Source organism: Pseudomonas serboccidentalis, assembly GCF_028830055.1.
Lineage (GTDB): Bacteria > Pseudomonadota > Gammaproteobacteria > Pseudomonadales > Pseudomonadaceae > Aquipseudomonas > Aquipseudomonas serboccidentalis.
On the sequence record NZ_CP101655.1, the window covers coordinates 3,908,848 to 3,931,505 of the forward strand.

17 protein-coding genes and 4 tRNA genes are annotated in these 22,658 nt (G+C 60.7%); 5 read left to right on the plus strand and 16 right to left on the minus strand.

Annotated features, from left to right (window positions below):
- Positions 1–2: 2 nt before the first annotated feature.
- The 4 genes from leuB to leuC all read right to left on the minus strand — a co-directional run bounded on the left by leuB (position 3) and on the right by leuC (position 4,097).
- Positions 3–1,085, minus strand: coding sequence for a 3-isopropylmalate dehydrogenase (gene leuB, locus NN484_RS17805; RefSeq protein ID WP_003226430.1), 1,083 nt, complete (start codon positions 1,083–1,085; stop codon positions 3–5).
- Between the two features lie 54 nt (positions 1,086–1,139).
- Positions 1,140–1,907 carry a class I SAM-dependent methyltransferase gene (locus NN484_RS17810; protein WP_274657575.1) on the minus strand — a complete coding sequence of 256 codons (768 nt, stop codon included), beginning with the start codon at positions 1,905–1,907 and terminating at the stop codon, positions 1,140–1,142.
- Between the two features lie 112 nt (positions 1,908–2,019).
- Positions 2,020–2,664, minus strand: coding sequence for a 3-isopropylmalate dehydratase small subunit (leuD, locus tag NN484_RS17815; RefSeq protein WP_274657576.1), 645 nt, complete (start codon positions 2,662–2,664; stop codon positions 2,020–2,022).
- Positions 2,665–2,666: 2 nt separating this feature from the next.
- Positions 2,667–4,097, minus strand: a complete 1,431-nt coding sequence (leuC, locus tag NN484_RS17820; protein WP_274657577.1) for a 3-isopropylmalate dehydratase large subunit — start codon at positions 4,095–4,097, stop codon at positions 2,667–2,669.
- Positions 4,098–4,238: 141 nt separating this feature from the next.
- Here leuC and NN484_RS17825 point away from each other — a divergent pair, with 141 nt between their 5' ends.
- The 3 genes from NN484_RS17825 to NN484_RS17835 all read left to right on the plus strand — a co-directional run bounded on the left by NN484_RS17825 (position 4,239) and on the right by NN484_RS17835 (position 10,254).
- The gene (locus NN484_RS17825) at positions 4,239–5,129 is read left to right on the plus strand and encodes a LysR family transcriptional regulator (RefSeq protein ID WP_127650404.1); all 891 of its coding nucleotides are present in this window, start codon (positions 4,239–4,241) and stop codon (positions 5,127–5,129) included.
- A gap of 68 nt (positions 5,130–5,197) precedes the next feature.
- A complete protein-coding gene (locus NN484_RS17830) occupies positions 5,198–8,503 on the plus strand; it encodes a sensor domain-containing protein (RefSeq protein WP_127650402.1) in 3,306 nt (1,101 codons plus the stop codon).
- Positions 8,504–8,562: 59 nt separating this feature from the next.
- Positions 8,563–10,254 carry a molecular chaperone HscC gene (locus NN484_RS17835; protein WP_274657578.1) on the plus strand — a complete coding sequence of 564 codons (1,692 nt, stop codon included), beginning with the start codon at positions 8,563–8,565 and terminating at the stop codon, positions 10,252–10,254.
- On the opposite strand, the gene NN484_RS17840 is transcribed toward NN484_RS17835, so the two are convergent.
- The 12 genes from NN484_RS17840 to gltX form a co-directional block, all read right to left on the minus strand.
- Positions 10,251–12,923 carry a DUF805 domain-containing protein gene (locus tag NN484_RS17840; RefSeq protein ID WP_274657579.1) on the minus strand — a complete coding sequence of 891 codons (2,673 nt, stop codon included), beginning with the start codon at positions 12,921–12,923 and terminating at the stop codon, positions 10,251–10,253. The two genes, NN484_RS17835 and NN484_RS17840, sit on opposite strands and share 4 nt — an antisense overlap.
- Complete coding sequence (locus tag NN484_RS17845) at positions 12,920–13,615, minus strand: DUF1266 domain-containing protein (RefSeq protein WP_127650396.1); 696 nt, start codon at positions 13,613–13,615, stop codon at positions 12,920–12,922. Before NN484_RS17845 ends, NN484_RS17840 begins: the two co-directional genes overlap by 4 nt.
- A gap of 187 nt (positions 13,616–13,802) precedes the next feature.
- A complete protein-coding gene (locus tag NN484_RS17850) occupies positions 13,803–14,249 on the minus strand; it encodes an Hsp20 family protein (RefSeq protein ID WP_127650394.1) in 447 nt (148 codons plus the stop codon).
- A gap of 122 nt (positions 14,250–14,371) precedes the next feature.
- Complete coding sequence (locus tag NN484_RS17855; RefSeq protein WP_215502495.1) at positions 14,372–15,331, minus strand: tRNA dihydrouridine synthase; 960 nt, start codon at positions 15,329–15,331, stop codon at positions 14,372–14,374.
- 177 nt (positions 15,332–15,508) lie between these two features.
- The gene (locus NN484_RS17860; protein ID WP_127650390.1) at positions 15,509–15,946 is read right to left on the minus strand and encodes an acyl-CoA thioesterase; all 438 of its coding nucleotides are present in this window, start codon (positions 15,944–15,946) and stop codon (positions 15,509–15,511) included.
- Positions 15,947–15,994: 48 nt separating this feature from the next.
- Positions 15,995–16,828 (minus strand): alpha/beta fold hydrolase, encoded by an 834-nt coding sequence (locus NN484_RS17865; protein WP_127650388.1) that lies wholly within the window; start codon positions 16,826–16,828, stop codon positions 15,995–15,997.
- A gap of 30 nt (positions 16,829–16,858) precedes the next feature.
- Positions 16,859–17,398 carry a TetR/AcrR family transcriptional regulator gene (locus NN484_RS17870; RefSeq protein WP_215502493.1) on the minus strand — a complete coding sequence of 180 codons (540 nt, stop codon included), beginning with the start codon at positions 17,396–17,398 and terminating at the stop codon, positions 16,859–16,861.
- A gap of 181 nt (positions 17,399–17,579) precedes the next feature.
- Positions 17,580–17,655, minus strand: a tRNA-Glu gene (locus NN484_RS17875).
- A 77-nt stretch (positions 17,656–17,732) separates the two neighbouring features.
- Positions 17,733–17,808, minus strand: a tRNA-Ala gene (locus tag NN484_RS17880).
- 53 nt (positions 17,809–17,861) lie between these two features.
- Positions 17,862–17,937: transfer RNA gene (locus NN484_RS17885), tRNA-Glu, on the minus strand.
- 79 nt (positions 17,938–18,016) lie between these two features.
- Positions 18,017–18,092, minus strand: a tRNA-Ala gene (locus NN484_RS17890).
- A gap of 259 nt (positions 18,093–18,351) precedes the next feature.
- On the minus strand, positions 18,352–19,833 hold the full coding sequence (gltX, locus tag NN484_RS17895) for a glutamate--tRNA ligase (RefSeq protein ID WP_127650384.1): 1,482 nt from the start codon (positions 19,831–19,833) through the stop codon (positions 18,352–18,354).
- A gap of 228 nt (positions 19,834–20,061) precedes the next feature.
- On the opposite strand from gltX, the gene NN484_RS17900 reads away from it, so the two are divergent.
- Both NN484_RS17900 and NN484_RS17905 read left to right on the plus strand, forming a co-directional pair.
- A complete protein-coding gene (locus NN484_RS17900) occupies positions 20,062–21,111 on the plus strand; it encodes an HlyD family secretion protein (protein WP_274657580.1) in 1,050 nt (349 codons plus the stop codon).
- Positions 21,101–22,651: an MDR family MFS transporter gene (locus NN484_RS17905; RefSeq protein ID WP_127650380.1), complete on the plus strand. Its 1,551-nt coding sequence runs from the start codon at positions 21,101–21,103 to the stop codon at positions 22,649–22,651. The genes NN484_RS17900 and NN484_RS17905 overlap by 11 nt, the downstream gene beginning before the upstream one ends.
- Positions 22,652–22,658 lie beyond the last annotated feature (7 nt).

Sequence of the window (22,658 nt, forward strand, 5' to 3'; positions counted from 1 at the left end):
GATTACAGATTCCGCAGCGCGGCGACTACTGCGTCACCCATTTCCTGCGTACCGACTTTAGTGCAACCGGCCGAATAGATGTCACCGGTGCGCAGGCCTTGATCCAGCACCACGCTGACGGCCTTCTCGATGGCATCGGCCGCATCGTGCAGATTGAAGCTGTAACGCAACATCATCGACACCGAAAGAATGGTTGCCAGTGGGTTGGCAATGCCTTTGCCGGCGATGTCCGGCGCCGAACCGTGGCAAGGCTCGTACATGCCCTTGTTGTTCGAATCCAGCGAGGCCGACGGCAGCATGCCGATGGAGCCGGTGAGCATCGACGCTTCGTCGGACAGGATGTCGCCGAACATGTTGTCGGTGACGATCACGTCGAACTGCTTCGGTGCGCGCACCAGTTGCATGGCGGCGTTGTCGACGTACATGTGGCTCAGTTCGACTTCAGGGTAATCCTTGGCGACCTGCTCGACCACTTCACGCCACAGTTGGCTGGACGCCAGCACGTTGGCCTTGTCCACCGAACACAGCTTCTTGCCACGGACCATGGCCATGTCGAAACCGACACGGGCGATGCGGCGGATTTCGCTTTCGCTGTACGGCAGGGTGTCGTAAGACTGACGCTCACCGTTTTCCAGGGTACGGGTGCCGCGCGGCGCGCCGAAGTAGATGCCGCCGGTCAGCTCACGCACGATCAGGATATCCAGACCGGCAACGATTTCTGGCTTGAGGCTCGAAGCATCGGCCAGTTGCGGGTACAGGATCGCCGGACGCAGGTTGCCGAACAGGCCCAGTTGCGCACGGATTTTCAGCAGACCGCGCTCAGGGCGGATGTCACGCTCGATGGTGTCCCATTTCGGGCCGCCCACCGCGCCCAGCAGCACGGCGTCGGCAGCACGGGCACGGTCGAGGGTTTCGTCGGCCAGCGGCACGCCGTGCTTGTCGATGGCAGCGCCACCGATCACGTCATGGCTCAGCTCGAAGCCCAGGCTGTACTTGTCGTTGGCCAATTCCAGCACCTTGACCGCTTCGGCCATGATTTCCGGACCAATACCGTCACCTGGGAGAATCAGAATCTGCTTGCTCATGCTTTCCTCGTGTCTTCAGTCGGTGCGCCACTGGTGGCGCGCCGGGAAAAATGCTTAGCGTTCAGCCATCAATACGATTACATCTGTACTGAACGAGCCGTCGGCATCAATCTCAAAATATTCGCGCACTTCGTTGCCCATCGACTGCTGCAACTGGCGGATCGCCGCGCGCATCACTTCGGGGGTGCGCATGCGCTCGACCCAACTGCTGTACTCCAGACGCAGCCGCTGACGGGTGGTGCTGCGGGTGTGCAGCCCGGCCTCGCTGACCTGGCGCAACCACTCACCGGCGGAATAATCGCGCACATGGCTGGTGTCGCGCAGCACTTCAACGCTCTGCAGGTAAGTGTCGAACAATGGGCTGCCCGGTGACAACACGTCGACGAACGCCGCCACGCCACCCGGTTTCAGCACCCGACGCACTTCGCGCAGGGCCACGCCGAGATCGCTCCAATGGTGCGCCGAATAACGGCTGAACACGAAGTCGAACTCGCCATCGGCAAACGGCAGACGCTCGGCGGCGCCGTTGACCGTGGCAATGTTGGCAAACCCGCGATCCACGGCAGCGGCGGCAACCACGTCGAGCATCTGCTGCGACAGGTCGTAGGCCACCACTTCCTTGACCAGCGGCGCCACATGAAAACTCACATGACCGGCACCGCAACCCAAATCCAGCACCCGGGCGTCGCCCTGCCCCGCCAGCTCAGCCTGTAGCAGCGCAAATTCAGTGCCTTGAGCGTGAACGGCGCTGCTCAGGTAGGCGGCGGCCTGTTCACCGAATTGCTTCTGTACGACCTGAGTGTGCTGGGCGGTGCTGGTCATTGGAACCTCCTTTTCAAGATCAAAAGATCGCAGCCTTCGGCAGCTCCTACAGGTGTACGACGCTCCATGTAGGAGCTGCCGAAGGCTGCGATCTTTTCGGTGTCACCTCAAATCAAGCGTCGCGGAACAACCAAGGCTGGCTCACGCGATGCCTGGCTTCGAACGCCGCAATTGCATCGCCGTCCTGCAAGGTCAGACCGATATCGTCCAGACCATTGAGCAAGCAATGCTTGCGGAACGCGTCGATCTCGAAGCTGTAGACCTTGCCATCCGGACGGGTCACGGTCTGCGCCTGCAGATCGATCTGCAATTGATAGCCCGGCTCGGCTTCAACCTGCTTGAACAATTCATCGACTTCAGCGTCACTCAAGATGATCGGCAGCAAGCCGTTCTTGAAGCTGTTGTTGAAGAAGATGTCGGCGTAGCTCGGCGCGATGATGCTGCGGAAGCCGTATTCCTCCAGCGCCCATGGCGCGTGTTCACGGCTGGAGCCGCAACCGAAGTTCTCGCGGGCCAACAATACACTGGCGCCTTGATAACGCTCGGCGTTGAGCACGAACTCCTTGTTCAGCGGGCGCTTGGAGTTGTCCTGGTACGGCTGGCCGACATCCAGATAACGCCACTCGTCAAACAGGTTCGGACCGAAACCGGTGCGCTTGATCGACTTCAAAAACTGCTTCGGAATGATCTGGTCGGTGTCGACGTTGGCACGATCCAGAGGCGCGACAAGACCCGTGTGCTGAGTAAAAGCCTTCATCGTTACTGTGCTCCTTGGATCAATTCACGAACGTCGATGAAACGACCGTTCACCGCCGCCGCAGCGGCCATGGCCGGGCTGACGAGGTGGGTACGACCACCGGCGCCCTGACGGCCTTCAAAGTTGCGGTTGGAGGTCGAGGCGCAATGCTCGCCCGATTCCAAACGGTCCGGGTTCATCGCCAGGCACATCGAGCAACCCGGCTCGCGCCATTCGAAACCGGCTTCGAGGAAAATCTTGTCCAGACCTTCGGCCTCGGCTTGCGCCTTCACCAGACCCGAGCCCGGCACGACGATGGCCTGCTTGATGGTCGAGGCCACTTTGCGACCCTTGGCGATCACGGCCGCCGCACGCAAGTCCTCGATGCGCGAGTTGGTGCAGGAGCCGATGAACACGCGGTCCAGTTGAATGTCGGTGATTGCCTGATTGGCGCTCAAACCCATGTATTTCAAGGCGCGGACGATCGAGTCGCGCTTGACCAGGTCCAGCTCTTTGGCCGGGTCCGGCACGTTCTGGTCAACCGCCAACACCATTTCCGGGGACGTACCCCAGCTGACTTGCGGCTTGATCTGCGCAGCGTCCAGTTCGACTACGGTGTCGAATTTGGCGTCGGCATCGGACACCAGGTCTTTCCAGGCTTCGACGGCCTGATCCCACTGCGCGCCTTTGGGGGCGAACGGACGGCCCTTGACGTACTCGACGGTCTTCTCGTCGGCCGCCACCAGGCCCACACGGGCGCCGGCTTCGATGGACATGTTGCAGATGGTCATGCGGCCTTCGACGGACAGGTCGCGGATCGCGCTGCCAGCGAATTCGATGGCATGGCCGTTACCGCCGGCGGTGCCGATCTTGCCGATCACCGCGAGGACGATGTCCTTGGCGGTCACGCCGAACGGCAACTGGCCTTCAACGCGCACCAGCATGTTCTTCATTTTTTTGGCGACCAGGCACTGAGTGGCGAGCACGTGCTCGACCTCGGAGGTGCCGATACCGTGCGCCAGTGCACCGAAGGCGCCGTGGGTCGAGGTGTGCGAGTCACCGCAGACCACAGTCATGCCCGGCAAGGTCGCGCCCTGTTCCGGGCTGATCACGTGAACGATGCCCTGACGGATGTCGTTCATCTTGAACTCGACGATGCCGTATTCATCACAGTTGTCATCGAGGGTCTGAACCTGCAAACGCGAAACCTGATCGGCAATGGCTGCGATGCCGCCCTTGCGCTCCGGGGTCGTCGGTACGTTGTGGTCCGGGGTCGCGATGTTGGCATCGATGCGCCAAGGCTTGCGCCCGGCCAGACGCAGGCCTTCGAAGGCTTGCGGCGAGGTCACTTCGTGGATGATGTGACGATCGATATAGATCAGCGCCGAGCCATCGTCGCGCTGCTTGACCAAATGCGAATCCCAGAGCTTGTCGTAGAGCGTTTTGCCGGCCATCAGACGGTTCCTCATCAGCTTGTTTCTATGCCCTGGGCTTATCAATAACCCTTTGGCTTGTGAGGCCGATCCTATGGGGTTAGATTAAATAACTCAAATTCATATTTTTTATGCTTTGGATAACAAACTGGAATACGACTCATGGATCTGGCCAACCTCAACGCTTTTATCGCCATCGCCGAGACCGGCAGCTTCTCCGGCGCCGGAGAACGCCTGCATTTGACGCAGCCGGCGATCAGCAAACGCATCGCCGGGCTGGAGCAACAATTGAAGGTGCGGCTGTTCGATCGACTGGGCCGTGAGGTCGGTCTGACCGAGGCCGGCCGTGCCCTGCTGCCCCGGGCTTATCAGATTCTCAACGTGCTGGACGACACCCGCCGCGCCCTGACCAACCTGACCGGCGAAGTCAGCGGCCGCCTGACGCTGGCCACCAGTCACCACATCGGCCTGCACCGCTTGCCGCCGCTGTTAAGGGAGTTCACCCGCCGCTACCCACAAGTGGCGCTGGATATTCAGTTCCTCGATTCGGAAGTGGCCTACGAGGAAATTCTCCATGGCCGCGCCGAACTGGCGGTCATCACCCTGGCGCCAGAGCCGCACACCCTGGTCAAAGCCACACCGGTGTGGGACGACCCGCTGGATTTCGTGGTGGCACCGGAGCATTCGCTGATCAGCAACGGCGCGGTGAATCTGGCGGACATTGCCGGTCATCCGGCGGTTTTCCCCGGCGGCAACACCTTTACCCACCATATTGTCCAACGCTTATTCGAGGCTCAGGGGCTGACGCCGAACATCGCCATGAGTACCAATTACCTGGAAACCATCAAAATGATGGTCTCCATCGGTCTGGCCTGGAGTGTTCTGCCGCGCACCATGCTTGATGAACAGGTCGCGCGCATACCTTTGCCGGGCATACAGCTCAGTCGCCAGCTAGGCTATATCGTGCACACCGAACGGACGCTGTCGAACGCGGCAAGGGCTTTCATGGCCTTGCTGGATGCACAAATCGATCTGCCAGGGACTCCCGGCTAACTTGTGCTAGTTCTATAGAGCCGCTGTCCCTGTGCCTAACGCCACCATCCGCTCAAGGCCCGTTAACAATGCCGAAATCTGTTGACCGAATTCCGCCGATGCCGCGTATTCAGGCCATTGATCCACGACGTTCCGAGCAGAGCTGGGAGAGTGCGCCGCAATTGCTCGCTGCGCTCAATGGCGCCCGGCTCGGCGCCTGGTATTGGGACATCGAGCGCGGGCAGATCAGCTGGTCACGGGGCACCCAGGCGCTGTTCGGCTTCGATCCACGGCAACCGCTGCCGCAGGATCTGGAATACCTCGACCTGTTGCCGCCCGAAGACCGGGCCAAAACCGTTCGCGCCTTCCACGCAGTGATTGCCGGCGCGCCGCTGGAACAGGCGATGCACCACCGCATCCGCTGGCCTGACGGCAGCCTGCACTGGCTGGAGATCAGCGGCAGTCTGCTACCGGACAAACACGGCCGCCCCCGAATGATCGGGGTGATTCGCGAAATCACCCACCAGCGCCAACGCGAGCAGGCTCTGAGCAGTTCGGAGAAACGTTTTGCCACACTCTTTCATCTATGCCCGAACATGGTGCTGCTGACACGCCAGGAAGACGGCCTGATCACCGAGGCCAACCAGTATTTCGAAAGCCTGTTCGGCTGGCCGGTGCAGAGCGCCATTGGCCGCACTACCCTGGAACTGGGCTTGTGGGTGTACCCGGAACAACGCGCAGAACTGGTGAAAAAGACCAAGGCCAAAGGCGAACTGGTGAGCATGGAAGTGCAGTTCCGCGCCAGCAACGGACAGATTCATGACGGCATCCTCAGCGCGCAGAAGGTCGAACTCGAAGGCCAGCCCTACCTGCTCAGCACCTTTCTCGACACCACCGAACGCAAAGCCGCCGAACACGCCCTCAAAGACAGCCAGGAACGCCTCGATCTGGCGCTGGACTCGGCGCAGCTCGGCACCTGGGACTGGCACATCCCCAGCGGCATGCTCTACGGCTCGGCGCGCGCCGCGCAGCTGCACGGGCTGGAGCCGATCCCGTTTCACGAGTCGTTCGAAGAATTTTTCGAAGGTGTACCCGGCGAAGAGCGCGACAGCATGCGCGATGCCTATCGCAGCCTGCGCGAAGGCCCGGCCGGCAACTATCAACTGACTTATCGCGTGCAACTGCCGGACGGCAGCTCGCGCTATCTGGAAAGCCGCGCCCGCCTCTACCGCGATGACAACGGCGCGCCGCTGCGCATGGCCGGGACGTTGCTGGACATCACCGATCAGGTCGAGCGCGAGCAACGCCTGGTGGCTTCGGAAGAGAAATTCGCCACGTTGTTCCAGGTCAGCCCCGACCCGATCTGCGTGACCCGACAGGACAGCGGCGAATTCATCGAAATCAATAACAGCTTCACCCAGACCTTCGGCTGGAGCGCCGCCGATGTGATCGGCCGCACCGCCGAAGACATCGGCCTGTGGGACGCTTCGGCGAAGAGCCTGCAACGCATCGAACGGGTGATCCGCGAACAGGGCCTGAGCAACGTCGCGATCATCGTCCAGCACAAGGACGGCCAGTCGCTGACCTGCGTGATTTCCAGTCGGCAGATCAGCGTCGGTGACCAGCCATGCATCGTCACCACCCTGCGCGACATCACCCAACAGCAGCGCTCCGAAGCCGCACTCAAGGCCAGCGAAGAGAAATTCGCCAAGGCGTTTCACTCCAGCCCCGATGCGATCACCATCACCGAGCGCGACACCGGACGCTACCTGGAGGTCAACGACGGTTTCTGCCGCCTCACCGGCTATCGGGCCGACGAGGTGGTGGGCAAAACCGTGTACCAGATCGGCATCTGGGCCGAGGAAAAACAACGCTCGGCGCTGCTCGCCGAACTGCAGATCAAGGGCCGCGTGCACCATCAGGAAATGCTCGGGCGCAACAAGCGCGGCGAGTTGCTGACCGTCGAAGTGTCGATCGAACCGATCACCCTCAACGAAACTGCGTGCCTGCTGTTGACGGCCCGGGACGTCAGCCTGCTGAAAAACGCCGAAGCGCAGATCCGTCATCTGGCCTATCACGACCCGCTGACCAACCTGCCCAACCGCGCCTTGCTGATGGATCGCCTGAGCCAGCAGATCGCCCTGCTCAAACGGCACAATCTGCGCGGGGCGCTACTGTTCCTCGACCTCGATCACTTCAAGCACATCAACGACTCGCTGGGTCACCCGGTCGGCGACACGGTGCTGAAAATCATCACCGCGCGGCTCGAAGCCAGCGTGCGCATGGAAGACACCGTTGCGCGTCTGGGTGGCGATGAATTCGTGGTACTGCTCAGTGGTCTGGAGGGCACGCGCAACGAGGTCAGCGCACAGGTGCGGGAACTGGCCGATACCCTCCGCGAACTGCTGTCGGAACCGATGTTCCTCGACGGCCAGCGCCTGCAAGTGACGCCGAGCATCGGCGTGGCGCTGATCCCCGACCACGGCTCGACCCCGACCGACCTGCTCAAACGCGCCGACATCGCGCTGTACCGGGCCAAGGATTCCGGGCGCAACACCACGCAGATGTACCACAACACCATGCAGAAAGCGGCCAGCGAACGGCTGCGCATGGAGACCGATCTGCGTCTGGCGCTGTCCCGGGGCGAATTCAACGTGCACTACCAGCCGCAGGTCGACGCGCAGGACAACCGTATCATCGGCGCCGAAGCCCTGGTGCGCTGGAACCACCCGGAACTCGGCGCGCAATCGCCCACCGAATTCATCAAGGTGCTGGAGGACAGCGGCCTGATTCTGGAGGTCGGCACCTGGATCCTCGACGAGGCTTGCAAGGCATTCAAACAATTGATCGCCTTGAAACTGGTCGACCCGCTCAATTTCAGCCTGTGCGTGAACATCAGCCCGCGGCAGTTCCGCCAGAACGACTTCGTCGAACGCATCGAACACAGCATGAGCAGCCATGGCCTGCCCTGCTCACTGCTGAAACTGGAGATCACCGAAGGCATCGTCATCCAGAACCTGGACGACACCATCAGCAAGATGCGCCGCCTGAAAAAACTCGGCGTGAGTTTCGCCATGGACGACTTCGGCACCGGTTATTCATCGCTGACCTACCTCAAGCGCCTGCCCGTGGACACCTTGAAAATCGATCAGTCGTTCGTCCGCGATGCGACCACCGACCCTAACGACGCCGAGATCATCCGCGCCATCGTCGCCATGGCTCGCAGTCTGGAGCTGGAGGTGATTGCCGAAGGCGTGGAAACACCGGAACAACTGGTGTTTTTGCAGGGGCTCGGCTGCCATTTGTATCAGGGTTATCTGCACAGTCGGCCGGTGGCGCTGGAGGAACTGAAAACGATGCTGGCGAGACGCGTGCAGCTTGCAACAGATCAATAATTGTCAGGATTTGCGACAACCTGTAGGGTCGCGTTTTTTGCGCCGTTTCGAGATCGATCATGCAGGATGCATCCCTTCCCCGCCCAGCCCTGCTGGGCATTGACCTTGGCACCACCAACAGCTTGATCGCCGTCTGGCAGGACGGTCAGGCCCGCTTGATTCCCAACGCCCTCGGCGAAGTGCTGACCCCGTCAGTGGTCAGCCTCGATGACGACGACACGATTCTGGTGGGCAAAGCTGCCCGCGCCCGCCTGACCACACATCCCGAGCGCACAGCGGCTGCGTTCAAGCGCTTCATGGGCAGCGACAGGCAGATCGAACTCGCAAGTCGCCACTTCAGCCCGCAAGAGTTGTCGGCGCTGGTGCTCGGCTCGCTCAAACAGGACGCCGAAGCCTTTCTCGGCCACCCGGTCTCTGAAGCGGTGATTTCGGTGCCGGCGTATTTCAGCGACGAGCAACGCAAACGCACGCTGTTTGCCGCCGAACTGGCGGGCCTCTCGGTGACACGCCTGATCAACGAACCGACCGCTGCCGCGATGGCCTACGGGCTGCACGAGCAAAAGTTCGAACGCACACTGATCTTCGATCTGGGCGGCGGTACGTTCGACGTCACGGTGCTGGAATACGCACTGCCGCTGATCGAAGTTCACGCCTCCACCGGTGACAACTTTCTCGGCGGCGAAGACTTCACTGCCGCGCTGTTGCAGGCCTGCCTGAAACACTGGCAACTGACCCCATCGTTGATCGACGCGCAAAGCATGGCCAGCCTTTGCGATGCGCTGGAACAGCTCAAGTGCAAACTCGGTGAAGGCACCCAACAACTGAGCTGGCGTCATGCCGACCGGTCATTTGAATGGTCGCTGGACGAAGCCGCCGCCGTGAAGATCTGGGAGCCACTGCTCGCCCGCCTGCGCGCCCCCATCGAACAGGCCCTGCGCGATGCGCGCCTGAAACCAAGAGATCTCGACAACCTGGTGCTGGTGGGTGGTGCAACGCGGATGCCGGCGGTGCAGCAAATGGTCGCCACGCTGTTCGGACGCCTGCCGTATCGGCATCTTGATCCGGATACAATTGTTGCGCTGGGGGCAGCGACGCAAGCGGCGTGCAAGGCGCGCGATGGGGCGGTGGAAGAACTGATCCTGACCGATGTCTGCCCGTACACGCTGGGAATTTCGACCATGCGTGGCGAAGGCATCAAAGGGGCTTTCTCGCCCATCATCGAGCGCAACACCATCATCCCGACCTCAAGGGTGGAGCGTTACCATACGACCTCTTCCCGACAGGAAGTCATCCGTATCGCGGTCTATCAGGGCGAACGTCCGTGGGTGCGCGACAACATTTTCATCGATGCCTTCGATGTCACGCTGACGCCCAGCGATCATATCCAGGCGCTGGATGTACGGTTCAGTTATGACATCAACGGTTTGCTCGAAGTTGACGTCACCCTGCTGGAGACGGGCGAACGCCACAGCCACAGCATCGACCGCAGCCCGACCGGGCTCGACGCGCAATCGCGCCAAGCCAGTCATGAACGCTTGAGTTCGCTGAAAATTCATCCCCGCGACACCCTTCCCAACCGGACCCTGCTGGCTCGACTGGAACGTGCGTGGACGCAAAGTCTGGGGGAAGAGCGCCAGCGTATCGCCGACTGGCTGGAGAGCTTCACCACGGTACTGGGCGGCCAGCGATCGGACGAAATCGCCGGCCACCGCTCACAACTCAACAAGGTACTGGATGAGTTGCGCCTCTAACCGATCAGTCGCCGCAATGTCGCTTGCAAACCACCGGACAGCGTGTCTTCACCACCACTGTCCGGTGGCACGCCGTAGCGATTGGGCAGCTTCTCCCCGGGAAAACCGAACAGTATCAGCGGCAGGAACGGCAGCACCGGCGACAGCATCACAAGAATCAGCAACATCGGAATGCCCCTGCCCATGTCATGCAAACGGCGCAGGACTGCAGCGAGCAGAAACGCCAGACCCAGCAGCAACACGATGATTCCCGACACAGGCGTTCCGCTGAGCAACGCCGCCACAGGCGTCACCAGCAACGCGCCAATCACCTGCCAGATAAACGCCCCGCGCCCCAGCCGGGTACCCAGACGCCAGAACGCAGTGGCGGGGGTTGGACGAGTTTCCGCCTTGGCCAGCAACAAACGCTCTGACCACGACAGCAACGCACTGAATGCGAAGCGCAGACCGAGTCCATTTTCCGGGTCATCTTTGGCCCGCTGCATGCGCAACAGGGTTTTCTGCCTCGGTACACCCAGATTGCCAAAACGCACCAGATCCTTCAGCACATCCAGCGCCAGGTAAAAGGCGTCGCCAACACCCTCCTCCGCCACCGCCTCACGCGGAGGATGAACGGGCTCCCCCTTGATCAGACTGTGACGGAAGCCGTCGAACCAGTCCTGAGGGTTGACCACCTCAGTGATACTTTCCAGCAGGTATTTGCGCTGTTGCGCATTGAGCAACGGATCGTGATACAGGACACCGCCCAAGAGCATGCGCCCGAGCAAATCCTCGTTGAAGCTAGCGATGTCGCTGCGCATGCACTCGAACAAACGGTCATTGCTCAACAGCCGAGTGCTGTCGAGCGCTTCTTGAACACTGAACAACTTGCGCGCGAGCAGCGAATGCACGGGATCCGCCGCTTGCAGCCAGCCGAGCAGGCCACTGGCGCTGCCCTGTTCGCGATTCAAGCGACAGAGCAGCGGCTGCAAACGTGCCAAGGGGTGTTCACGCGCAATGTTCATTGCGTCGATGCAGTGTGCCGATTGCGCGGCCAACCAACGCGTCGGCTCGTCGAGCGTGGCCAGCAGGTACATCGCCTGACGATGCCATTCCCAGACATCACAATGGCTATCGATTGCCGGAAGCAGCATGCCTTGCGCCGCCAATTGCGCTTGCAACTTAAGCATTTCAAGCCATTCGTCTCGTTTGTCGAGACTGAACGCTTCGGCCAGCCGCGCCAGCGATCGGGCGTCGTAAGCTCGCAAACGGCGCATCCACAGCAGGCTGAGCGCCTGCGGTTCGCCCTTTTCCAGCTCCGGTGGCAGCGTCGATGGCGAGTCGCTGGCCAGAAACGCTTCCAGGGCCAGGGGGATCGGCGCCCGGGTCAACCAGCAAATCTGCTGATCGGCTTGATACTGAAAGCCTTCCAGCACCAGTTGATCAAGTACATCCGACGGCTCGGGCGCCTCCATGATGCGTCGCAGCAATGGCACATCACCACGGTGCAAAGCCCAGGCGTGTTGGTAGAGCGTTTGCAGCGGACGGTCATCACTGTCAATGATCATCCACGCCAGCAACGGCAATTCGTCACCGCTGATGCGCCACTCAACGAAGGCATCGGCGATGCCTTGCAAGTCGAGCTGCCTGGCCCGGAACCAGCGCCCGAGTGTTTCCGGGCGCTGCGATGGACTGCCGTATTCCTGGGTGACATCGCTCAGATCATCGGACCAGTCGCGGAAGTTCTCCAGACGATCAAACGCCTGAATCAGCAGGGGCAAGCGTTGAGGCTGGTGACGCGCGCACAGCTCCAGCAGCCAGGTCGCAGCTTTCGGATGCTGATGTTCGCGCCACAGCTGTACCCACGCCTGCAGTGCCAACTCTTCCATTCCCAACGCACTGCGCTGACATGCCAACAGATACAGCCAGTCAACATCTTGAGGCGCAAGCCGATGCTGCTCACTGACGATATCGAGAAAGTCTTTACTGGCGATGCCGGCCTGACTGAACTGTATTGCCAGACGTTGCAACAAGCCATCATCAGCAGGCAGCGGAATACAGGTGTGAAGGCTGGCGAAATAACGGTAGTCATCCAGCGAAGCTTCTCGGTGCAGGTGATTCAGGGTGCGCACATACCAGAGTGTTTCCAGCTGCGCGGCAGCGGGCCAATGGCTCATCAAGGAGGTGTCGAACGGATCCGCCGCGTCGATACGCTGCAAAAACTCGTCGACATGCCGGGCGTTGTCAAAGTCCAGATCCAGCATGCGGCTTGCCCAGCCCAGGCGCTGGGCCAACAAACGGGCGCAGACATGGGAAATCGGGCCGGCGTCGAGCAACTCGCGCAACAATGGCCAACAAACTTCGTCCAGCACTTCCAGCGGCAGACGATCCAGCTCAAGGTTGAATGCCTGCCAGGCCGCTGGGTGGAACCGACGTGTTGAATCAAGCAGCAATGCGTCAAAGTCCGCCATCGTCTGATCGGCAGGACTTGCCTCATCGTCGGCCGGCTCATCCGGCTCGGCAGCTTCCTCACGGGCAAAGCGTAAAGCCAGCTCATAGGCTTCACGCAGCGCCTGAAAACCTTCAGGATCGGTTTCCGGGTGGTGTTGCGGCAAGCGCGCGCGATAGGCGCCGCGAATGGCGTCGTTGTCTTTGGTGGGCTCGATACCCAAGCGAATCCAGCAACTCATGACCAGTCGAACTCCCCTAGCGAGTCAGGCCGTTCGGGTAGCTGCAAGGGCATGTCCCATGGCAACTCTGCGAACAGCGCGCGAGCGTCACGATCAAGCTTTCTGATGACTACGGTGGTGCCTATGTAGTCGCCTTGCCGGTCATATTCGTGATTCAGCTCTTCGTCCTTGTTGCCGAGGCAATGCCAGAAGGCTTTACCAACGACAAAGCCATTCAGGTAGCTCGTCCAACTGTCGTAGTAGTACCGCGCGCGTGCCGCCATGCGACCGTGCAGCCAAAGGCTTTCGGTGAGATCTATCCAGCCGTGCAGCACCGCAGAACGCAGCAGAAAACCCATGCGGCCAATGTCCCAGGCACGGATGCCACCGGAACCGCACTCGCCAAATGTGCGACTGGCCAATTCGTAGAAAGCCCGCTGGCGGGTGTCGAGTGTTTCGAGCAAGGCTTGCCATTCGGACGGCAAACACCGCTCCCACTGCCGATAGGCTTCGTTCAACTGCGTAGCGTGGCCGGTGTCGGCAGTACTCAGCATGTCCAACAGTTGCTGGCGCGTCGTAATGCCCCAACCACCTTCGACATCGACATGTTTGAGATCAAAGCAATAGGTGGGTGCGGTGTAATCGGCGTCGGGATTGAGGGCGACCAAAGGCGCAGAAAGCGCATATAGCCAGCGCTGTTCCAATTCGTCCATGAACAAAGGCTCCGGGGCCAGCGGGATTAGGGAGTGCCGGCCTTGATGGCGCGGATTGTAAAGAGCTGCAACAGCAGCGGCAAACGTTGCGTCCGCTTTCTTTGCACGCACAAAAAAGGCCCCGACGTATCGGGGCCTTCATTCAGCGGCTCAGCGCCTGTTCAGACATTTTGTGTCTGCAAGTGAATCAGTGTTGCAGAGCCGGCTTCTGCGCCCCGTTGATCGGGATGCGCTTGGCTTTCGCCTCTTCCGGGATCACTCGCAGCAGGTCGATGCTCAGCAGACCGTTGCTCAGATCCGCAGCCTTGATCTCGATGTGATCGGCCAGACGGAAGGACAGCTTGAAAGCACGCTGGGCAATGCCCTGATGCAGGAAGGTCACGCCTTCGTTGGCATCACGCTTGCCGCCACTGATGGTCAGCACACCCTTCTCGACTTGCAGCTCCAGGTCTTCTTCCTGGAAACCGGCTGCCGCTACGACTATACGGTATTGATCGTCACCGTGTTTTTCCACGTTGTAGGGTGGATAGGTGCTGCCTGGCTCGTTGCGCAGGGCGGTTTCGAACAGGTCGTTGAAACGGTCGAAACCCACCGAGGAACGGAACAGTGGCGCGAGGGAAAAAGCAGTACTCATGGTTCAAATCTCCTGAAAACAAATCAGCAAGTTTTTGTGTCTCCGCGACCCGAATTCGGCATCGCGTACCCCTTAGATAGGGACCGCTGAAATGTTTTCAAGAGATTATTTGCAGATTTTTTTCACGCCGCTTCGGCGACCGGCAGGCCCAGCAAACGCGAGACCTGGTCCGGTTCTGTCTCGCGACGCAGCACGGTAAACAGCTCGGTGGCTTCGGGATAGTTGCGCGTCAGCATCGCCAGCCACTGCTTTAAACGACCCGGCGATTGCCGTGCGGTCATCTGCGCCTTGGCCTGCAGCCAGAAGTCCTGAATCAGCGGCAACAGCTCGGCCCAGGTCATCTCGACCACGTCTTCACCGGCACGCGCGGCAGCGATCTGTTTAGCCAGATCGGGGCGCGAGACCAGGCCGCGTCCGAGCATGATGTCTTCCACGCCGCTGATTTCGCGGCAACGCCGCCAGTCCTCGACGCTCCAGATGTCGCCGTTGGCGAACACCGGCACCTTGACCACGTCCTGCACCCGCGGAATCCACTCCCAGTGCGCCGGCGGCTTGTAGCCATCGACCTTGGTCCGGGCGTGAACCACGATGTGTTCGGCGCCGCCCTCAGCCAGCGCAGTCGCGCAGACCAGCGAGCCGTCCGGGCTGTCGAAGCCCAGGCGCATCTTCGCGGTGACCGGAATGTGCGCAGGCACTGCACGGCGCACATGCTCGACGATGCTGTTGAGCAGCTCGGGCTCCTTGAGCAGCACCGCCCCGCCCCGGGACTTGTTGACGGTCTTGGCCGGGCAGCCGAAGTTCAGGTCGATCACTTCGGAGCCTAGCTCGCAGGCCAGCGCCGCGTTTTCCGCCAGGCACACCGGATCGGAACCCAGCAATTGCACGCGCAGCGGCACGCCGGAACGGGTGCGGGCACCGTTGAGCAGCTCCGGGCCGAACTTGTGGAAGTAGGCCGGGGTGAGCAACTGATCGTTGACCCGAATGAATTCGGTCACGCACCAGTCGATGCCGCCAACGCGGGTCAGCACGTCGCGCAGGATGTCGTCGACCAACCCCTCCATGGGCGCCAGGGCAATTTGCATGGGGAAAACACTACTCAAGGAAAAAACGTGCGGCAGTTTACTGGATTACGAGAAAAACCACAGATCCCTGTAGGAGCTGCCGAAGGTTCGGGCCGCGTTCGGACGATCTTTTGATCTTGTTTTTTTACAATCAAAGTCAAAAGATCGCAGCCTCCGGCAGCTCCTACAGGGATCGGGTCAGGCTAAGGCCAGGATCGCCGGGCCGTAGCCTTCGATGAACTCCGCCGGCATGCGCTTGGGCTTGCCGCTGGACAGCTCGATACAGACGAAGGTGGTCTGGGCGCGCAACAGAGTGGCATTGTCGCTGGGGCGAATCAGCTGAAAATGCCGGGTCATTTTCAGGCGCTGGTCCCAATCGACGATCCAGGTCGCCAACTGCAGTTCATCGCCCTCGTAGGCGGCCGCCAGGTAATCGATTTCGTGACGCACCACCGCCATCGCCCGATCCAGGCGTCGGTACTCGACCAGATCCAGCCCCAGCCGCTGCGAGTGACGCCAGGCACAGCGTTCGAGCCAGGTCACGTACACCGCGTTGTTTGCGTGGCCCAGCCCGTCGATGTCCTCGGCGCCTACTTGCAGATCAATGGTGAACGGCGTTGCCCGATCCCAGCCCATGCCCCACTCCCGGTCAGATTATTTCAACCGGAGCAGTGTAACGGATGCTCAGGCCGATTGCCGTGCCTGAAGGCTGCGCCCCGCCAACAGTGATAACACGCCATCAACCACCCGAGGGTCGGCCAGCACGCGCTGGTGGCCACCGCTTTCCAGGCGCAACAAGCGACTGTCGAACCATGACTCGTGAATCAATTGTGATTCCTTGACCGAAACGAAGGTGTCGTCTTCGGCATGTACGATCAGGCCGGGCATATCCAGTTGATAGTGCGCGACATCCAGGGTCGCGGCGCGCATGCCGACGTCCTGCTCGACCTGCCGAATGAACGCGGAACGCGCCCTCGGCGGCATGCCGACGTAGCGGGCGAAACCACGTAGCACGCCGAGAATCCGTGCCGGAGCCGCGATGCTGACGAGGGTTTCGGTGCGCAAGCCCAACTGCACCGCAAGCATGGCACTGGCACCACCCATGGAGTGGCCGATCACGGCTTGCAACGGCGGCAGTTCGGCGGCGGCCTCAAGCATGGCGCGAGCGAACAGCACCACGTTGGCTTCACGCCCCGGAGAGCGGCCGTGAGCCGGACCATCCAGCGCGACGACGGTGTACCCTGCCTCGACCAGCGCGGTGATCAGCGCCGCAAACTGGGTGGGCCGCCCTTCCCAGCCGTGCATCAACAGCACCGCAGGTCCCTGCCCCCAGCGCAGCGCCGACAGGCCGAAGCGCAGGGTGATTCGTTCGGAGCTCGCCAGCAGCGGCAACTCCCAATCACGCAGCGGCAGCGCGCGCGGCGTCATGAACGCCAGGCGCATTTTGCTCGCCACTCGTTTCGGTGCAATCCAGCCCAAGGTGCCATTAACGCCGCGAACCCACTTCAACGTGTTCATCGCTCTCTCCTCAGGCGTATTGCCTTCAGGTCAACGCACCGCCGACTTGGCAGCGCGCAGCAATCGATCGGATAAATCGCCCGGGCCCAGCGCTCTTGCCAGCGCCAGACCACCCACCATCAACGCCACATCGGCCAACGCTTTGTCGGTGTCCTCGGGGCTGGACGCCAACTGCGCAATCATCAGTTCCAGGTGTTCGTTCAGCGCGATTCGGAACGACTCCGGCAAGCGCCCCAGCTCGCCAATAGAGGCTGGAATCGGACACGCCGCCTCACTGGAATCACGGTGCTTGCGCGACAGGTAGAACGCAGCGACCAGGGCGCGGCGCTCTTCACCGGTGAGCTGCGAGTCCATATCGGCAATCAGGTCGCGTCGACGGCCGAGCAATTGCTTGAACGCCTCGAGCATCATCGCGTCCTTGCTTTCGAAGTGCGCATAGAAACCACCGACGGTCAGGCCGGCGGCGCCCATCACTTCGCCCACGCTCGGGTCTGCCGGACCGCGCTGAATCAGCGCAGCGCTGGCAGCCTTGAGGATGCGTTCGCGGGTTTGAGCTTTTTTATCGTTCATCGTTGCCTCCGAATATTACGACTAGAATATTATTCGCATAATAATATTCTGCAAGTCGAGGATATGACCGCTGGTCTGAAGCACAGTGTAAGGAAAATGGAGAGTTGGCCAAACGCCAGACAAACAAAAGGGCCATTCAATAATTGAATGACCCTTATAAATCCCGCAGAGCGGGTAATCGTGGCGTCCCCTAGGGGACTCGAACCCCTGTTACCGCCGTGAAAGGGCGGTGTCCTAGGCCACTAGACGAAGGGGACGCAAACCCTTCTACAACTGATCAGTGCTGAGTGCTGATCGCTTCAAGGTCGGTGTGGCCAGACCTTGAAGTGTAAATTGGTGGAGCTAAGCGGGATCGAACCGCTGACCTCCTGCATGCCATGCAGGCGCTCTCCCAGCTGAGCTATAGCCCCGGATTTTTCGCCTCGCGGCGGAGCGACATCTTGCAACATCACTTCTGTAAAACTGGCGTCCCCTAGGGGACTCGAACCCCTGTTACCGCCGTGAAAGGGCGGTGTCCTAGGCCACTAGACGAAGGGGACGCAAACCCTTCTATACAACTGATCAACGCTGAGTGTTGATCGCTTCGGAGCCGGTGTGGCCAGGCTTCGAAGTGTAAATTGGTGGAGCTAGACGGGATCGAACCGTCGACCTCTTGCATGCCATGCAAGCGCTCTCCCAGCTGAGCTATAGCCCCTCATCGTTGATGTCATCGCTGAGGACGGGGCGAATCTTAAGGGCGTATCGAAAGCCTGTCAAACTTATTTTTGAAAAATTTCAAAGTTTTTTGTCGGCATAACAATCACTTACCGCCCTCCCCCCGAAAATCCGGGAGGTTTACGCGCACCGCCGACCTGTAGGAGCTGCCGCAGGCTGCGATCTTTTGACGTTGCTGTTTAAAGATCAAGATCAAAAGATCGCAGCCTTCGGCAGCTCCTACAGAGGGAGCCAAGCGTTTAGGCGATAGCGCCCAGCAGCTTTTCCCATTCTTTGTTTTCTTTCTTCGACACGCCGCCCAGCAGGTCAATCGCCTGGCGCAGACGGAAACGGGTCAGGTCGGGGCCGAGGATTTCCATCGCATCGAGCACCGACACCGAGCTTGCCTGACCAGTGATCGCGGCAAACATCAGCGGCATCGCGTCACGCAGTTTCAGCTCGAGGGATTCGACCACCGCCTGAATCGTTGCGGTGATGGTGTCCTTCTCCCACTGACGCAGGCTTTCGAGTTTCCACAGGATCAACTGCATCAACTGGCGAACCTGATCGCCGGAAAGCTTCTTCGACTCGAACAGCTTGGCGTCCGGGTTCACGCCACCGGCAAAGAAGAAGCCGCCCAGCGGTGCAACCTGGCTGAAGGTTTCCACGCGCCCCTGAACCAGCGGCGCGATCTTCATCATGTATTCGGCGTTGAACGCCCACTTCTGCACGCGCGCGGCGAACTCTTCCACCGGCAGATCGCGCAGCCACTGGCCGTTGAGCCACGACAGTTTCTCGATGTCGAAGATCGGCCCGCCGAGCGATACACGCTTGAGATCGAAGTTATCGACCATTTCCTGCAGCGAGAACTTCTCGCGCTCGTCCGGCATCGACCAGCCCATGCGGCCCAGGTAGTTGAGCATCGCTTCGGGCATGAAGCCCATGCGCTCGTAGAAGGTCACCGAGGTCGGGTTCTTGCGCTTGGACAGCTTGCTCTTGTCCGGGTTACGCAGCAGCGGCATGTAGCACAGCTCCGGTTGTTCCCAGCCAAAGTACTCGTACAGCAGAATCAGTTTCGGCGCCGATGGCAGCCATTCTTCGCCGCGCAGGACGTGGGTGATGCCCATCAGGTGGTCGTCGACCACGTTGGCGAGGAAGTACGTCGGCAGGCCGTCGGTCTTCATCAGCACTTGCATGTCCATGCGATCCCACGGGATCTCGACGTCGCCACGCAGCATGTCCGGCACCACGCACACGCCTTCGGTCGGCACCTTCATGCGGATCACGTGCGGCTCGCCGGCGGCCAGACGGCGCGCGACTTCTTCCTTGGACAAAAGCAGCGCGCGGCCGTCGTAGCGCGGGGTTTCACCGCGCGCCATTTGCTCGGCGCGCATCTGGTCCAGCTCTTCTGCGGTGCAGAAGCATGGGAATGCGTGGCCCATGTCGACCAGTTGCTGGCAGTATTTCTGGTAGATGTCACCGCGTTCGCTCTGGCGATACGGGCCGTGCGGGCCGCCGACGTCCGGGCCTTCGCTCCAGTCGATACCCAGCCAGCGCAGGGCGTCGAAGATCTGCTGTTCGGACTCGCGGGTCGAACGCAACTGGTCAGTGTCTTCGATGCGCAGGATGAACTCACCGCCATGCTGCTTGGCAAAGCAGTAGTTGAACAATGCGATGTAAGCGGTACCTACGTGGGGGTCCCCGGTAGGCGATGGCGCGATGCGAGTGCGGACGGTGGTCATGGCATGTCTCGAAAAGAATGAAAAGCAAAACAATCAAGCGGCGAATGGTAACAGGCGACACCCGCCCCGCTCCAGCAGGCAGGGCATTTAAGCCAAGTTTGCGGCTGGAACGCCCATACAGCGTGACGAATGGCCGAATATCAGCCGTTGGCATTTACCGTTTATCGGCTTCGTGCCAGATTCGCCTCCTGATAACTTTCCTTACAATTCCTCGACTACAGTTTGCCCATGCCTGCCCAACTCAAGCGTCGCCTGTTGATTTTCCTGCTGCTGGTTCTGTTGATTGCCGGGGGCTTCTTCGCCCATTGGTTTTTCAAGGGACGCTTTTATGAAAGCACCGACAACGCCTATGTCCAGGGCGAAATCACCCGTGTGTCGAGCCAATTGAGCGCGCGCATCGACGAAGTGCTGGTGCAAGACAATCAACACGTGGAAAAAGGCCAGTTGCTGGTGCGCCTCGAACCCAATGATTTTCGTCTGGCCGTCGATCGCGCCAATGCTGCCCTCGCCACCCGCGAAGCCGAGCGCCTGCAGGCGCAGAGCAAACTGACCCAGCAAGCCAGCCTGATCGCCGCCAGTGACGCACAAGTGGCAACCACCCAGGCCACGCTCGGCCGCTCGCAGATCGACTTGTCGCGCGCCGAAACCCTGCGCAAACCCGGTTACGTCTCCGAAGAACGGGTGACCACCCTCTCCGCCGACACCCACATCGCCCGTTCGCAAGTGGCCAAGGCCCAGGCTGATGCGCAGAGTCAGCGCCAGCAGGTCAATGCACTCGCCGCCGAGATCAAACGCCTCGACGCGCAGATCGCCAACGCCCGCGCCGACCTCGCTCAGGCCGAACTCAACCTGACCCGCAGCGAGATTCACGCTCCGATCAGCGGCCTGGTCGGCCAACGCGCCGCGCGCAACGGTCAGGTGGTGCAGGCCGGCGCCTATCTGCTGTCGATCGTCCCGGACGAAGACATCTGGGTGCAGGCCAACTTCAAGGAAACCCAGATCGGCCACATGCAGCCCGGACAAAAAGCCGAGCTGACCTTCGACGCCTACAGCGACACACCGATCGAAGCCCGGGTCGACAGTCTGTTCGCCGCTTCCGGTGCGCAGTTCAGCCTGCTGCCGCCGGACAACGCCACCGGCAACTTCACCAAAGTCGTGCAACGGATTCCGGTGAAGCTGACGTTCAAGGCCGACAACCCGCTGCACGGCAAGATCCGTCCGGGCATGTCGGTCACCGCCACCGTGAACATCAAAGACGCCCCGGACAATGGCCGGTGATCAACTGATCCGCCCCGCCGGCGAACCCACCCGGCGGGACTGGATCGCAGTGATGAGCGTGATGCTCGGCGCCTTTATGGCGGTGCTCGACATCCAGATCACCAACTCTTCGCTCAAGGACATTCAGGGCGCGCTGTCGGCGACGCTGGAAGAAGGCTCCTGGATTTCCACCTCGTACCTGGTGGCGGAAATCATCATGATCCCGCTGACCGCGTGGCTGGTGCAGTTGCTCTCGGCGCGGCGGCTGGCGGTGTGGGTGTCGCTGGGCTTTCTGGTGTCCTCGCTGTTGTGCTCGATGGCCTGGAGCCTGGAAAGCATGATCGTGTTTCGCGCCATGCAGGGCTTCACCGGCGGCGCGCTGATCCCGCTGGCGTTCACCCTGACCCTGATCAAACTTCCGGAACACCACCGCGCCAAAGGCATGGCAATGTTCGCCATGACCGCGACCTTCGCCCCCTCCATCGGCCCGACCCTCGGCGGCTGGCTCACGGAAAACTGGGGCTGGGAATACATCTTCTACATCAACATCCCGCCGGGGCTGATCATGATCGCCGGGCTGATGTATGGCCTGGAGAAGAAAGAAGCGCACTGGGAACTGCTGAAAAGCACCGACTACACCGGCATCCTCACCCTCGGTGTCGGCCTCGGTTGCCTGCAGGTGTTTCTCGAAGAAGGCCATCGCAAGGACTGGCTCGAATCGAACCTGATCGTGACCCTGGGCAGCATCGCCCTGCTGAGTTTGATCACCTTCGTCATCGTGCAAATTTCCAAACCCAATCCGCTGATCAACCTCGGCATTCTGCGCAATCGCAACTTCGGCTTGTCGAGCATCTCCAGCCTGGGCATGGGCGTCGGGCTATATGGCTCGATTTATCTGCTGCCGCTGTACCTGGCGCAGATCCAGAACTACAACGCCCTGCAGATCGGCGAAGTGATCATGTGGATGGGCGTGCCGCAGCTGTTCCTGATTCCGCTGGTGCCGAAGCTGATGAAGTTCGTTTCGCCAAAGTGGCTGTGCACCCTGGGTTTCGGACTGTTCGGGCTGGCGAGCTTTTCTTCGGGAGTGCTCAACCCGGATTTCGCCGGGCCGCAGTTCAATCAGATCCAGATCATCCGCGCCCTCGGTCAGCCGCTGATCATGGTGACCATTTCACTGATCGCCACGGCGTACATCCTGCCGCAGGACGCGGGGTCGGCGTCGAGCCTGTTCAATATTCTGCGCAACCTCGGCGGCGCGATCGGCATTGCCCTGCTCGCCACGCTGCTGGATGCACGCACCAAGACTTACTTCGATTATTTGCGCGAAGCCGTTGTGCCGACCAATCCGCAGGTGGCCGAGCGCCTGGCGTCGATGAGCGACAGGTTTGGCAGCGATACGGCGGCGCTGGGCAAGTTGAGCGAGATCGTGCATCAGCAGGCGCTGATCATGGCCTACAACGATGCGTTTCACTTTGTCGGGATTGCGCTGGGGGTCAGCATGCTGGCGATTTTGTTGACCAGGAAATTGCCGGAAGGGCTGAAGGCTGGGGAAGCCCATTGATTTGAAA

Bases quoted from the DNA above. Each gene is read 5' to 3' on its own strand.
- NN484_RS17830 (WP_127650402.1), top strand. From the start codon at position 5,198: ATGCCGAAATCTGTTGACCGAATTCCGCCGATGCCGCGTATTCAGGCC.
- NN484_RS17900 (WP_274657580.1), top strand. From the start codon at position 20,062: ATGCCTGCCCAACTCAAGCGTCGCCTGTTGATTTTCCTGCTGCTGGTT.
- NN484_RS17810 (WP_274657575.1), bottom strand. From the start codon at position 1,907: ATGACCAGCACCGCCCAGCACACTCAGGTCGTACAGAAGCAATTCGGT.
- NN484_RS17860 (WP_127650390.1), bottom strand. From the start codon at position 15,946: ATGGGCTGGGATCGGGCAACGCCGTTCACCATTGATCTGCAAGTAGGC.
- NN484_RS17845 (WP_127650396.1), bottom strand. From the start codon at position 13,615: ATGGACGAATTGGAACAGCGCTGGCTATATGCGCTTTCTGCGCCTTTG.
- NN484_RS17835 (WP_274657578.1), top strand. From the start codon at position 8,563: ATGCAGGATGCATCCCTTCCCCGCCCAGCCCTGCTGGGCATTGACCTT.
- NN484_RS17850 (WP_127650394.1), bottom strand. From the start codon at position 14,249: ATGAGTACTGCTTTTTCCCTCGCGCCACTGTTCCGTTCCTCGGTGGGT.
- NN484_RS17865 (WP_127650388.1), bottom strand. From the start codon at position 16,828: ATGAACACGTTGAAGTGGGTTCGCGGCGTTAATGGCACCTTGGGCTGG.
- leuD (WP_274657576.1), bottom strand. From the start codon at position 2,664: ATGAAGGCTTTTACTCAGCACACGGGTCTTGTCGCGCCTCTGGATCGT.
- NN484_RS17825 (WP_127650404.1), top strand. From the start codon at position 4,239: ATGGATCTGGCCAACCTCAACGCTTTTATCGCCATCGCCGAGACCGGC.
- NN484_RS17840 (WP_274657579.1), bottom strand. From the start codon at position 12,923: ATGAGTTGCTGGATTCGCTTGGGTATCGAGCCCACCAAAGACAACGAC.
- leuC (WP_274657577.1), bottom strand. From the start codon at position 4,097: ATGGCCGGCAAAACGCTCTACGACAAGCTCTGGGATTCGCATTTGGTC.
- NN484_RS17905 (WP_127650380.1), top strand. From the start codon at position 21,101: ATGGCCGGTGATCAACTGATCCGCCCCGCCGGCGAACCCACCCGGCGG.
- NN484_RS17855 (WP_215502495.1), bottom strand. From the start codon at position 15,331: ATGCAAATTGCCCTGGCGCCCATGGAGGGGTTGGTCGACGACATCCTG.
- gltX (WP_127650384.1), bottom strand. From the start codon at position 19,833: ATGACCACCGTCCGCACTCGCATCGCGCCATCGCCTACCGGGGACCCC.
- leuB (WP_003226430.1), bottom strand. From the start codon at position 1,085: ATGAGCAAGCAGATTCTGATTCTCCCAGGTGACGGTATTGGTCCGGAA.
- NN484_RS17870 (WP_215502493.1), bottom strand. From the start codon at position 17,398: ATGAACGATAAAAAAGCTCAAACCCGCGAACGCATCCTCAAGGCTGCC.